At 67.4% G+C, this 12626-nt stretch carries 13 protein-coding genes; 7 read left to right on the top strand and 6 right to left on the bottom strand.

Annotation, left to right across the window (positions count from 1 at the left end; genetic code table 11):
• Window positions 1-34 precede the first annotated feature (34 nt).
• The 5 genes from AC3IS2_RS08425 to rpsF all read right to left on the bottom strand — a co-directional run bounded on the left by AC3IS2_RS08425 (window position 35) and on the right by rpsF (window position 4663).
• Window positions 35-406, bottom strand: a complete 372-nt coding sequence (locus AC3IS2_RS08425) for a hypothetical protein (protein WP_489197168.1) — start codon at window positions 404-406, stop codon at window positions 35-37.
• Window positions 407-602: 196 nt separating this feature from the next.
• Window positions 603-3041: a TonB-dependent receptor plug domain-containing protein gene (locus tag AC3IS2_RS08420; RefSeq protein ID WP_489197167.1), complete on the bottom strand. Its 2439-nt coding sequence runs from the start codon at window positions 3039-3041 to the stop codon at window positions 603-605.
• 365 nt (window positions 3042-3406) lie between these two features.
• Window positions 3407-3991: a 50S ribosomal protein L9 gene (gene rplI, locus AC3IS2_RS08415; RefSeq protein ID WP_489197166.1), complete on the bottom strand. Its 585-nt coding sequence runs from the start codon at window positions 3989-3991 to the stop codon at window positions 3407-3409.
• 1 nt (window position 3992) lies between these two features.
• Window positions 3993-4271, bottom strand: a complete 279-nt coding sequence (rpsR, locus tag AC3IS2_RS08410; RefSeq protein WP_105564333.1) for a 30S ribosomal protein S18 — start codon at window positions 4269-4271, stop codon at window positions 3993-3995.
• 11 nt (window positions 4272-4282) lie between these two features.
• Window positions 4283-4663, bottom strand: coding sequence for a 30S ribosomal protein S6 (gene rpsF, locus AC3IS2_RS08405; RefSeq protein WP_431566375.1), 381 nt, complete (start codon window positions 4661-4663; stop codon window positions 4283-4285).
• A gap of 264 nt (window positions 4664-4927) precedes the next feature.
• Here rpsF and fabD point away from each other — a divergent pair, with 264 nt between their 5' ends.
• The 7 genes from fabD (at window position 4928) to gmk (ending at window position 11170) form a co-directional block, all read left to right on the top strand.
• Complete coding sequence (gene fabD / locus AC3IS2_RS08400; RefSeq protein WP_489197163.1) at window positions 4928-5872, top strand: ACP S-malonyltransferase; 945 nt, start codon at window positions 4928-4930, stop codon at window positions 5870-5872.
• 19 nt (window positions 5873-5891) lie between these two features.
• Entirely contained in the window at window positions 5892-6632 is a 741-nt protein-coding gene (fabG, locus tag AC3IS2_RS08395; protein WP_489197161.1) for a 3-oxoacyl-[acyl-carrier-protein] reductase, read from the top strand.
• A gap of 183 nt (window positions 6633-6815) precedes the next feature.
• Window positions 6816-7055 carry an acyl carrier protein gene (locus AC3IS2_RS08390; RefSeq protein WP_105564338.1) on the top strand — a complete coding sequence of 80 codons (240 nt, stop codon included), beginning with the start codon at window positions 6816-6818 and terminating at the stop codon, window positions 7053-7055.
• A 118-nt stretch (window positions 7056-7173) separates the two neighbouring features.
• The gene (fabF, locus tag AC3IS2_RS08385) at window positions 7174-8454 is read left to right on the top strand and encodes a beta-ketoacyl-ACP synthase II (protein ID WP_489197160.1); all 1281 of its coding nucleotides are present in this window, start codon (window positions 7174-7176) and stop codon (window positions 8452-8454) included.
• 1 nt (window position 8455) lies between these two features.
• The gene (mltG, locus tag AC3IS2_RS08380) at window positions 8456-9655 is read left to right on the top strand and encodes an endolytic transglycosylase MltG (RefSeq protein WP_489197159.1); all 1200 of its coding nucleotides are present in this window, start codon (window positions 8456-8458) and stop codon (window positions 9653-9655) included.
• Complete coding sequence (locus AC3IS2_RS08375; protein ID WP_489197158.1) at window positions 9652-10539, top strand: YicC/YloC family endoribonuclease; 888 nt, start codon at window positions 9652-9654, stop codon at window positions 10537-10539. Before mltG ends, AC3IS2_RS08375 begins: the two co-directional genes overlap by 4 nt.
• Window positions 10529-11170 (top strand): guanylate kinase, encoded by a 642-nt coding sequence (gene gmk, locus AC3IS2_RS08370; RefSeq protein ID WP_489197156.1) that lies wholly within the window; start codon window positions 10529-10531, stop codon window positions 11168-11170. The genes AC3IS2_RS08375 and gmk overlap by 11 nt, the downstream gene beginning before the upstream one ends.
• A gap of 309 nt (window positions 11171-11479) precedes the next feature.
• Here the strand turns inward: gmk and AC3IS2_RS08365 are convergent, their stop codons facing one another.
• Window positions 11480-12619 carry a pyridoxal phosphate-dependent aminotransferase gene (locus AC3IS2_RS08365; protein ID WP_489197155.1) on the bottom strand — a complete coding sequence of 380 codons (1140 nt, stop codon included), beginning with the start codon at window positions 12617-12619 and terminating at the stop codon, window positions 11480-11482.
• Window positions 12620-12626 lie beyond the last annotated feature (7 nt).

Here is a 12626-nt window from a genome sequence, read left to right as displayed (position 1 = left end):
GAGGCCGCAGGGCAAGCGACGCCTTGGGGGCGGCTCACGCCGGGCAGGGATGCTCCGCCGCCATCCATTCCCGCACGGCCTGGGTCACGCTGATGTTGCGCCGCGCCGCCGGGATGGCGTTGAAGCGATTCAGGATCATGTCGGGCGACAGGCTGATCTTGGCCCCTTTGGGAATACAGGTGGCCGGGCGTCGGTTCGCCGCCTGCGCCGCCTTCTGTTCGTCGCCGACTGTTTTGAAGGCGCCGTTGATCTCGTTCATCAGCCGCCGCGTGTCCGATCGCAGCAGGGCGGTCGGGTTGCGCGGGATGCGATTGGCCGAGGTCAGGAACTCCTGAACCGTCATGGCGCTGGCGCCGCTCGCCCACAGGCTGGCGGCAAGCGCGAGGATGAGCGTGGTCTTCTTCATGCGGACCCCTCCGATTGGAACGGCCCAGCTTGTCCCGACGTCTATGGCGGAACAATGGCTGTCGAACGCAGTCAGGTCTCCAGCGGGATCGTCGGCAGGGTGTTGGGACAGATCCGCTGGACCTCGCCGCCCCCGAGCAGCAGGACCCGGCGCGAGGCGGAGGGAGGAGCTCCCTCGCGCTCGGGTCCCGCCGTCGTCACCACTTCACGCTGAGGCGGGCGTAGCCGTAGCGGCCGTTGAAACCGAAGGGCGAGTAGTAGGGGAAGCCCAGGACGCCGTTGCTGTTCAGACTGGCCGGAACGAAGTCGGGATATTCGTCGAAGACGTTGTCGATCCCGATGGCCAGGCCGACGCGATCCGTGACCTGGAAGCGGCCTTCCAGATCGACCGTGGTCTTGGCGCCGGTCGAATAGTCGTTGGCGGGGGTCGATCCGGGTTGCAGCACGTCGGCGTAGTAGGTGGCCCGCGCCGTCGCGCCCCAGCGGCCCAGGCGCCAGTCGACCGAGCTCGAGACCTTCGTATCCGGCGTGCCTTCCTCGATGGTCAGGATGCGGCTGCGCGCGAACAGGGTCGGGACCGGGTTCAGCACCGACGAGGAGGTCGGCAGCTTGGTCAGGCTGACGTCGTTGACGTTGGCGGCGACGGTGAAGTCGAAGCTGCCGGCGCTTTCGGTGCGCAGGCGATAGCGGCCGACAATGTCGACGCCCTCGGTCTCGGTCGTCACGCCATTGAGGAAGAAGCGCGCCGCCTGGACGCCGAGCGGGTCCAGCAGGCTGGCGATCTGAGGGTTGATGAGGGCACCGCCCGGTCCGGGCACGGTTCCGTTGGTCGTGCGGCCGATCAACTCCGACAGCACGATCTGATCCTCGATAGTGATCTTGTAGGCGTCCACCGTCAGGTCGAAGTTCCCCAGGCGGACGACGGCGCCCAGCGAATAGTTGGTCGAGGTCTCGGGCTTCAACGGACGCGCGCCGAGGACGGAGGCGACGGTGCTGGTGGCCGGGAAGGTGCCGGTCTCGACCACGGCGCCGTTCTGGATCACCGACGAGGTCGAGGTGAAGAAGCTCTGCTGCAGCGACGGCGCGCGGAAGCCGGTCGAGACCGAGCCGCGCAGGGCGAAGTTCGGGCTGAAGTCATAGCGGGCGGCCAGCTTGCCGGTATGGGCGTCGCCGAAGTCGGAATAGTCCTCGACCCGCAGGGCGCCTTCGACCGTGAACTTCTCGGTCAGCGGGATTTCCACGTCGGCGTAGAGGGCCAGGGCGTCGCGGTCCTGGTCCACTTCGTTCGAGGGCTGGAAGCCGACGAAGCCCTGTGCGCCGCCGGCAAGGGCGGTGTTGGAGCCCAGAGGACCGCGGTTCCAGGATTCCGGCTGGCCGGCGTCGATCTTGTAGCCTTCACGACGGGCTTCCAGACCCCAGGCGAAGTTCAGCGGGCCGCTGAGGCCGACCTCGAACTGACGGGTGAAGTCGGCGCCGAAGACCAGTTGGTCATAGGTCAGGCCGCCGGAATCGAAGCTGGTCGGCGAGGCCGCCCCATAGGTGGAGTTCAGCGAGTCCTCGGTGCGGAAGTCCAGGGCGTTACGACCGTAGACCAGGCTGAAGTCGGCGCTCCATCCGGCGATCTCGCCCTTCACGCCGCCCGCCAGGGACAGGTCCTGCGAGTTGACGGCGATCTTGGGCAGGAAGCCCTTGGGATAGACGGCGGGCACGTTGTTGGCGTTGTTGGGCAGGCGCGGGAAGGCGGCGCTCTGGCTGTCGCGATCCTGATAGCCGGCCCAGCCATAGGCCTCCCAACCGGCGGCCAGAGGCTTGCCGGCGTTGGCGAAGACGGTCCACTGCTCGACCTTGGGGTCGCCGGCGCGGGCGGTGACGGCGTTGGGCGTCATGCGGGGGTCCAGATCCGAACGGTTGGTCGGCTCGCGGTTCAGGTATTCAGCCGACAGGGTCAGGAAGCCGTCGGAGCCGAGACCCAGGCCCTGCCAGGCCGAGGCGGTGACGGTGCGGCCGTCGGTCTCGTCGCGCTCGCCGCGCGCGGTCTCGACCGTGGTGAAATACTGGCCGTAGGTGACGCTGGCGCCGCCGCCCTCGCGGGCTTCCTTGAGGCGCAGGTTGATGACCCCGGCGATGGCGTCCGAGCCGTATTGCGCCGAGGCGCCGTCGCGCAGGACCTCGACCCGGTCCAGGGCGCCGGTCGGGATGGCGTTCAGGTCGACGGCGGCCGAGCCGCGGCCGATCGAGCCGTTGACGTTGACCAGGGCCGAGGCATGGCGGCGCGTCCCGTTCAGCAGCACCAGGGTCTGGTCCGGCGACAGGCCGCGCAGGGTAGCCGGGCGGACAGAGTCGGTGCCGTCCACGACCGATGGGCGGGCGAAGACCAGAGACGGTACGCTCTGGGCCAGGGCGGCGGCGAACTCGGTCGTGCCCCGCGTCGACAGGGTCTCGGCCGTCACGACATCGACAGGGGCAAGCGTGTCGAGGCGCGAGCGGCTGGGCACGCGGCTGCCGGTGACGACGATCTCATCGACCGAAGTGGCGTCGGCGGGGGCTTCCTGGGCGGCGGCGGCGCCCGCGATCAGCAGGGCGGCGCTGGAGGAAGCCAGGAACAGGGCGGAACGGTAGGCAAGGATACGGGTCATCTCGAGAGGTCAGCTTTTCTGATTTGGACGCATGGGTTCAGTCGCTGCCGTTGACCGGCGTCGTGAGACTGCGTCGATTGTTTGTGTGGTCAGGGCCGGCGGCGGACCGGCCCGAAGGGGGTCAGCGGCGAGCTGGACATCGCGCCGGTCGAACGACCGGGCGATGAATGTCGGCGTAGAAGCGCATTCGCATCGTCATCTCCCGCCCATCGGGGAGGATGAGCTGTGACCATATTGCGGTGCGAAAGCGGCGCGGAATATCGAGAATCTGTCAGCGATTCTGTAGAAAATCTAAAACATTCGGCCAAGAAAAAGGGGCGCGTCCCGAAGGACGCGCCCCTTGATCGATACCGTCAGTCGACAGATCAGGCTTCGTCGCCGAAGCCTTCTTGTTGACCGGCGCCGCCTTCGATCAGTTCTTGGGCGGCTTGTTCGGCGGCGTTACGCTCGTCGTCGAACTGGGCGCGGATGACATCCTCGCCCTTGGCTTGACGTTCGGCTTCTTCGGCCGAGCGCGCGATGTTGATCTTGACCGTGGCGCGGACCTCGGGGTGCAGGCGAACCGGCACTTCGTGGACGCCCAGGGCCTTGATCGCGACGTTCAGCACGACTTGCGAACGCTCGACCTTGCCGCCTTCGGACTGAATGATTTCAGCCACGTCGCGACCGGCGACCGAACCGTACAGGTGTCCGGTTTCACCGGCCTGACGGATCATGACGTAGGTCTGGCCGTCGATCTTGTCGGCGACCTTCTGTGCGTCGGCCTTGTTCTTCTCGTTGCGGGCTTCGATAGCCGCGCGGTCGAGTTCGAACGCCTTGAGGTTGGCCGAGGTCGCGCGACGAGCCTTGTCGCGCGGCAGCAGGTAGTTACGAGCGAAGCCGTCCTTGACGGTGACGACGTCGCCGATGGCGCCGAGGTTCTCGACGCGTTCCAGCAGAACGACCTTCATCTTACTTCACCACGTACGGCAGGAGGGCCAGGTAGCGAGCGCGCTTGATGGCCTTGGCCAGTTCGCGTTGCTTCTTGGCGGAAACGGCGGTGATGCGCGAGGGCACGATCTTGCCGCGTTCGGAAACGTAACGCTGCAGCAGCTTCACGTCCTTGTAGTCGATTTTCGGCGCGTTGGCGCCCGAGAACGGGCAGACCTTGCGGCGACGGTAGAAGGGGCGACGGCCGGCCGAGCCGGAGCCGGCCGGGGCGCCCGGGATGGGAGCGGTGGTGTCGGTCATGATCCGGTTCCTTATTCCGAGGCCGCAGCTTCGTCGGTGCGCGGGCCGCGATCGCGGTCACGCTCACGTTCACGACGAGCCAGCAGGGGCGACAGTTCCAGGTCGAGTTCCTCGACGCGGACGGTCAGCCAACGCAGGACGTCTTCGTTCAGCGACAGCTGACGTTCGACTTCGGCCACGGCGGCAGCCGGGGCGTCCAGAGCGAGCAGGGAATAGTGAGCCTTGCGGTTCTTCTTGACCCGGTAGGTCAGGTTGCGCAGACCCCAGTACTCGATCTTGGCGACGCTGCCGCCGCCTTCTTCGATCAGAGCCTTGATGGTGTCGTTCAGCGCTTCGGCCTGTTGCGCCGAGATATCCTGGCGCGTCATGACCGTGTGCTCGTAAAGAGCCATGCGGTAGTCTCCCTTGTGGGCATCGGCGCGAGGCGGACCGGGTAAAGTCCAATCCCACGATGGCTCCTGAAGCGGCGGCCGGGATGACTTCCCGAACCCTTTGGCGTTCCGCAACAGGACCGAAGCCCTGGAAAGGCGGCGCGTATAGGCGAAATAGGCCCAAAGAGCAAGGCTGAGAGCGCCAGCGTCAGCGCCTGCTTGCCGTAGGGGAGGGTTTCGCCTACGCCTCGCGCCTTGAATCAACGGACCACGGATCGTTCCTCTATGACCCTCGCGCTTCTCTTCCCCGGCCAGGGCAGCCAGAGCGTCGGCATGGGCGCAGCCCTCGCTGAAGCCTTCGCCAGCGCCCGCGACGTCTTCGCCGAGGTCGACGACGCGCTGAACCAGAAGCTGTTCGACCTGATGCGCGAAGGCCCGGAAGACCAGCTGACCCTGACCGAGAACGCCCAGCCGGCCCTGATGGCCGTCTCCGCCGCGGCGGCGCGGGTGCTGAAGGTCGAGTTCGGCGTGGACGTGACCAAGGCCGGCTTCGTCGCCGGTCACTCGCTGGGCGAGTACTCGGCTCTGGCGGCGGTCGGCGCGATCAGCCTGTCGGACACGGCGCGTCTGCTGAAGCTGCGCGGTCAGGCCATGCAGCGCGCCGTGCCGGTGGGCAAGGGCGCGATGGCCTCGCTGATCGGTCCCAAGACCGACCTGGCCCTGGCCGAAGCCGCCGCCAAGGCCGGTTCGGAAGTCGGCGTCTGCGTCGTCGCCAACGACAACAACAACGGCAACGTCGTCATCTCGGGCGACAAGGCCGCCGTGGACCGCGCCATCGAGAAGGCCAAGGAACTGGGCGCGCGGGCCATCCCGCTGAACGTCTCGGCGCCCTTCCACTGCCCGCTGATGCAGCCTGCGGCTGACGAAATGGCCGATGCTTTGGCCGACGCCAAGGTTCTCGCCCCGGCCGTGCCGGTGGTCGCCAACGTCACCGCCCGCCCGGAAACGGACCCGGAGGTTCTCCGTCGCCTGCTGGTCGAGCAGGTCACGGGCCGCGTGCGCTGGCGCGAGAGCATGGAGTGGATGGCGACCGAAGGCGGCGTGACCCGCTTCGTCGAGATCGGCTCGGGCAAGGTCCTGACCGGCATGGCCAAGCGCATCGCGCCCGACGCCGAGAGCCTGGCGCTGAACACGCCGGAAGACCTCGAAGCGTTCGCCAAGTCGCTCTGATTTCATAGGGATAGAAACAATGTTCAATCTTTCGGGAAAGATCGCCCTGGTGACCGGCGCGACCGGCGGCATCGGCGGGGCCATTGCGCGCTCGCTGCACGCTCAGGGCGCGACCGTGGTGCTGTCGGGCACGCGGGAGGCGGTGCTGGCTGATCTGGCCAAGGAACTGGGTGAGCGCGCCTTCTTCGCCGCCGCCAACCTGTCGGACGCGGACTCGGTCGACGGTCTGGTGGCGCGCGCGGAAGAAGCCGCCGGCGGTCCGCTGGACATCCTGGTCGCCAACGCCGGCATCACCAAGGACGGCCTGCTGATGCGGATGAAGGACGAGGACTTCCAGTCCGTCATCCAGATCAACCTGGAGAGCTACTTCCGCCTGACCCGCGCGGCGGTGAAGGGGATGATGAAGCGCCGTTCGGGCCGCATCATCGGCGTGACCTCGGTGGTCGGCGTGACCGGCAACCCCGGCCAGACCAACTATTCGGCGTCCAAGGCGGGCATGATCGGCTTCTCCAAGTCGCTGGCCCAGGAAGTCGGTTCGCGCGGGATCACGGTGAATTGCATCGCGCCGGGCTTCATCGCTTCGCCGATGACCGACGTGCTGAACGACCAGCAGCGCGAGGCCATCCTGACCAAGATTCCGTCGGGTCGTCTGGGCACGGGCGAGGAAATCGCCGCCGCCGCCGTCTATCTGTCGTCGGACGAAGCCGCCTATGTCACGGGGCAGACCCTGCACGTGAACGGCGGCATGGCGATGATCTAAGCGTTGCGCGTCGTCATCACGACGCGCAACAATCTATTTCCCGCCCCGGTGGCTGTGCTAAAGGGCGGGAATGCTTCGCGGCGGTGAGTCCCTTCAAGGTCTTGCGTCCCCGGGGCTGCCGTGACACGGCGAACACTGATACCCCGCCTTCACGGCGACAAACAAACAGGCAGAGAGACACTCATGTCCGACACCCTCGAACGCGTCCGCAAGATCGTTATCGACCATCTGGACGCCGATCCGGACAAGGTCACGGAAAAGGCCTCCTTCATCGACGACCTGGGCGCCGACTCGCTCGACAACGTCGAACTGGTCATGGCCTTCGAAGAAGAATTCGACGTCGAGATCCCGGATGACGCCGCTGAGCACATCCAGACCGTCGGCGACGCTGTGAAGTTCATCGACGAGAAGCTGGCTGGTTAATCCAGCTGCGATCTGTCGCACTTCTAAATGATGGCCGCCGTGACGGGACCCTAGCGGGACCGTCCGGCGGCCATTATTGTTTTCGGTCACGATTCTGGTAGTCCAAGGAGCGCGAACCATGCGCCGCGTCGTCATTACGGGCCTCGGCCTCGTCACTCCGCTCGGTTCGGGCGTCGAGCATGTCTGGAAGGGCATCGTCGAGGGCCGCTCGGGCATCGGTCCGATCACCTGCTTCGACACCGAGGGCTATGGCTGCACCATCGCCGGCGAAGTGCCGTCCGTGGACGGCCGCGGCCGCGGCGCGCCGGGCCAGCCGGGCGTGTTCGATCCTGATCAGGTGATGTCGGCCAAGGACCGCAAGCGGGTCGACGACTTCATCCTGTACGCCATTGCCGCCGCCGACGAAGCGCTGGCCGACGCGAACTGGAAGCCCGAATCCGAGGACGACAAGGAAGCGACCGGCGTCATGGTCGGCTCCGGCATCGGCGGCCTGGGCCCCATCGCCGACACGGCCATCGTGCTGAAGGAACAGGGCGTTCGTCGCGTCAGCCCCTTCTTCATCCCCTCGGCCCTGATCAACCTGGCTTCGGGCCAGATCTCGATCCGCCACGGCCTGAAGGGGCCGAACCACTCGGTCGTCACCGCCTGCGCCACCGGCGCCCACGCCATCGGCGACGCGGCCCGCATGATTTCGCTGGGCGACGCCGAGGTCATGGTCGCGGGCGGCGCCGAAAGCTCGGTCGTGCCGATCGGCATCGCCGGCTTCCTGGCCTGCAAGGCCCTGTGCACCGCCTATAACGACACGCCCGAGAAGGCCTCGCGCCCCTATGACCGCGGCCACGCCGGCTTCATCATGGGCGAAGGCGCCGGCATCATGGTGCTGGAAGAGTACGAACACGCCAAGGCGCGCGGCGCCAAGATCTACGCCGAGGTCGTCGGCTACGGCATGAGCGGCGACGCCTATCACATCACCGCTCCGTCGGAAGACGGCGACGGCGGCCTGCGGGCCATGAAGGCGGCGTTGAAGCGCGCCGGGATGGAGCCGTCGGACCTCGACTACGTCAACGCCCACGGCACCTCGACCATGGCCGACTGGATCGAACTGCGCGCCATTGAGCGGCTGGTCGGCGATCACGCCAAGGATGTCGCCGTCTCCTCGACCAAGTCGATGACCGGTCACCTGCTGGGCGCCGCCGGGGCCATCGAGAGCATCTTCTCGGTCCTGGCCATTCGCGACCAGATCGCGCCGCCGACCATCAATCTGGACGATCCCGAGCACGAGACGGTCATCGATCTGGTCCCGCACAAGGGCAAGCCGATGAAGATCGATGTGGCGATGTCCAACAGCTTCGGCTTCGGCGGCACCAATGCGGCCGTGATCTTCAAGAAGGTCGACTGATTTGGCCAAGGCTCCGTCGCGTCGTCCCACGCCCAAGGTTCGCATCCCCAAGAATCGCGTGCCGAAGCGGGGCGGCGGCGGAGCATCCAAATCGAGTCTCGGCGTCGGCCTGATCACCGCCGCCGGGACACTGGGCCTGTTCGTGGTTGCAGCCTTGATCGCCCTGTGGGCGGTCTATTGGGGGCCGGGGCCGAAGGCGGTCGAGGGCGACGCCACCGTCGTCAGCCTGCCGTCCGGTGCGGGCGTGCCGGCCATCGCCGCCAGTCTGAAGTCGGCGGGCGTGATCCGCTCGACCGACCTGTTCCGCGCCGCCGTCAGCCTGACCGGCGCCGACCGCAAGATCCGTGCGGGCGAGTATGAGGTTCCGTCCGGCGCCTCGCTGGCGACCGTGGTCGGCCTGCTGGTCGACGGCAAGGCGGTGCGCCACTACGTGACCCTGCCGGAAGGCTGGTCCTCGGCCCAGGCGGTCGACATCCTGATGAAACAGCCGGTCCTGACCGGCGAGGTCGAGGTTCCCGTTGAGGGCAGCCTGTGGCCCGACACCTATGAGGTCTCGCGTGGCGAGACCCGCGCCTCCGTGGTCGCGCGGATGCAGCGCGCCGCCAAGACCAAGCTGGACGCCCTGTGGGCGCAGCGCTCGCCCAACACCATCGTCACCACGCCGGAAGAGGCCATGGTGCTGGCCTCCATCGTCGAGAAGGAGACCGGCCTGGCCTCGGAACGGCCCCAGGTGGCGGCGGTCTTCACCAACCGTCTGCGGCTGGGGATGCGGCTGGAGAGCGACCCGACCATCGTCTACGGCGTGACCAAGGGGCGTCCGCTGGGCCGCGGTATCCGGGCCTCGGAACTGCGCGCCCAGACGCCGTGGAACACCTATCTGATCGACGGCCTGCCGCCGACGCCCATCGCCAACCCCGGCGAGGAGGCGCTGAAGGCGGTGCTGAACCCGCCGCGTTCGGACTATGTCTTCTTCGTCGCCGACGGCACGGGCGGCCACGTCTTCGCCCGCACCTATCCCGAGCATCTGCTGAACGTGGCGCGCTGGCGCGAGATCGAACGGCGCAAGGCGGGTCTGCCGCCGGGCGAGACGGCATCGGTTCCCGGCGCCGCGCCCGCGCCGATGGGCGAGGCTGCGTCCGCGCCCGTGGTCATCCCGCCGGGCGCCAAGGTCATCACAGTGCCGACGGCGAGTCCGCAATGAGCAATTCCATCTCAGGCATGACCGGCTTCGGCCGGGCCGATGGGGCGCTGGACGGCTGGGCCTGGACGGTCGAGGTGCGCTCGGTCAACGGGCGGTCGCTGGAGGTGCGTTATCGCGGCCCCGGCGGCTTCGACAATCTGGAGCGGCTGAGCAAGGCGGCGGCCCAGGCGCGTCTGAACCGGGGTCAGGTGACGCTGGGCGTGCAGGCCAAGCGGGCCGAGGGTTCGGAGCCCGCGCCGCGCGTCAATGAGGCCGTTCTGGCCACCTATCTGAAGCTGGCGAACCAGTTGGCGGAGGAGGGGGCGGTGCCGCCTTCGGCCGACGGCCTTCTGTCCCTGCGCGGCGTCATCGAGGTGGCCGAGGAGGACGAGGACCCCGAGGCCCGCGCCGCCATCGAGGCCGCCATCGCCGCCACCATCGAACAGGCGCTGGACGCCCTGAAGTTGTCGCGTCAGCGCGAGGGCGCGCAACTGACGCCGGTCATCCATGATTTCGTCGGGACCATCGAGGCCCTGGTCGCGCGCGCCGAGGTCGAGGCATCAAGACAGACCGAGGCGATCCGCGAGCGTTTCACTCGCCGCATCAGCGAACTGGCGCCCGATGCGCCGGGTCTGGACGAGCGAATCTTCCTGGAAGCCGCTGCGCTCGCCACCAAGGCGGACGTGCGCGAGGAGTTGGATCGGCTGACCGCGCACGTGGATTCGGCCCGCACCCTGTTGCAGCAACCCCCCGCCGGGCGAAAACTCGACTTCCTGATGCAGGAATTCATGCGCGAAGCGAATACGCTCTGCTCGAAATCCGCTACCACGCCGCTCACCGGAATCGGCCTCGAACTGAAGGCCGTCATCGAGCAGCTTCGAGAACAAGTTCAGAATGTCGAATAACCGCACCCCCCGCCGTGGCGTCCTGCTGATCGTGGCCAGTCCGTCGGGGGCCGGGAAGACGTCGCTGTGCCGCCGCCTGATGGCCGACCACAAGGGGCTGGAGCTGTCGGTCTCCATGACCACGCGCGGCATCCGTCCCGGCGAGGTCGACGGCCGCGACTATCACTTCGTCACCCATGAGGAATTCCAGCGCCTGATCGACGGCGACGCCTTCCTGGAATGGGCCGACGTGCACGGCAATCGCTACGGCTCGCCCGCCGCGCCGGTGAACCGCGCCCTGGCCGAGGGCCGCGACGTCCTGTTCGACATCGACTGGCAGGGCGCCCGCGACGTGGCCGAGAAATGCCCCGGCGACGCCGTGCGCGTCTTCGTCATGCCGCCCAGCCTCGAGGAACTGCGCCGCCGTCTGGTGACGCGCTCGCAGGACGCCGACGACGTGATCGAACGCCGCGTCGCCAACGCCAAGGGTGAGATCGAACACTGCGACGAGTTCGACTACGTTCTGGTCAACGAGGATTTCGACAGCAGCTATGCTGAGCTGGCGCACATCTACCACGCCGAACGCAGCCGCCGCGCCCGCAACCTGTGGGTCGAAGGCTACAAGAGCGCGCTGCTGAAGGAAGTGGTCTGAGGTTCACCCCTTCTGCTCATCCCGGCGAAGGCCGGGATCCAGATTAAGGCGCACCGTCTGTTTCGGATGGCGCAATCCCGCCTTTAGAGCTTGCCGTCCCGCCATTTGATCTGGATCCCGGCCTTCGCCGGGATGAGCGGAATAGGGGGCTGGTTTTCACATCCACGCCCGCCCATCCCAGAAAATCAGCCGAAGGCGGCGACGGCCTACGCCGACTGACGCGGGGAACCCTCACCCTTTGGCTGCTACGCGCCGCCCTTCGGGTCGCCTTGCCAATCGCTGCGCGCTTGGAGGCTCAAGCCCTCTCCATCAGGAGAGGGAAGATTGGGCCGCGAAGAAGGGCTTGATGCGGGCCAGCGCGTCCTCGACCTGGGCGGTCGAGACGGCGAAGCTGAAGCGGATGAAGCGGTGGCCGTTGACCGGATCGAAGTCGACGCCGGGGGCGGTGGCCACGCCGGTTTCGCGCAACAGGGCCTCGCAGAAGCTGATGCTGTCGTCGGTCAGGTGGCCGATGTCGGCGTAGATGTAGAAGGCGCCGTCGGGCGGAGCGATGGAGCGCAGGCCCATGGCCGGCAGGGCGTCCAGCATAAGGGCGCGGTTGGCGCGGTAGACGTCGATGTTGGCCTCCAGCTCGTCCTCGCAGTCCATGGCGATCAGGCCGGCGTGCTGGCTGAGGGTGGCGGGGGTCAGGAACATGTTGCCGACGCGGGCGCGGGCTTGCGGCACCTCGGCCTCGGGCAGGAGCAGCCAGCCCAGGCGCCAACCGGCCATGCTCCAGTATTTGGAGAAGCTGTTGACGATCAGGGCGTTCGGCTCGAACTGCAGCATCGACGGGGTCGGGCCGGTGTAGGACAGGCCGTGGTAGATCTCGTCCGAGATGACCGAGATGTTCAGCTCGCGGCAGACCTCGGCGATGGCCTTCAGTTCGGCCTCGGGGATGATGGTGCCGGTCGGATTGGCGGGGCTGGCGATGATGACGCCCGCCGGGGCGGGATCGAGGGCGCGCAGGGCCTCGGCGGTCAGTTGGAAGCGCACCTCGGGGCCGCAGTCGATCTCGACCGGCTCCATGTGCAGGGCCTTCAGCGTGTTGCGATAGGCGACGTAGCCGGGGCGGGCGATGGCCACCCGGTCGCCGGGCTGGAACCGCATCATCAGGGCCAGCACCAGGGCGGGCGAAGCGCCGGCCGTCATGACGACCCGCTCGGGATCGACGCTCACGCCGTAGCGGTCGTCGTAGAGCTTGGCGATGCGAGCTCGCAGGGCCGGGCTTTCCCAGTAGCCGCCGGGTTCGCTGTCCAGAATCCGGTGCGCCTCGGCAATGGCCTTGGTCGGGGCGCCGGTCGAGGGCTGTCCGAACTCCATATGGATGATGGAGCGGCCCTGGGCCTTCAGTTCATGGGCCAGGCGGCTGACGCTGATGGCGCGGAAGGGTTCGATTTCAACGGTCATGTCAGGC

This window comes from Brevundimonas sp. KH_025 (assembly GCF_057839885.1).
The sequence above is the reverse complement of the archived record's forward strand: the minus strand, read 5'-3'. Positions and strand labels throughout refer to the sequence as shown.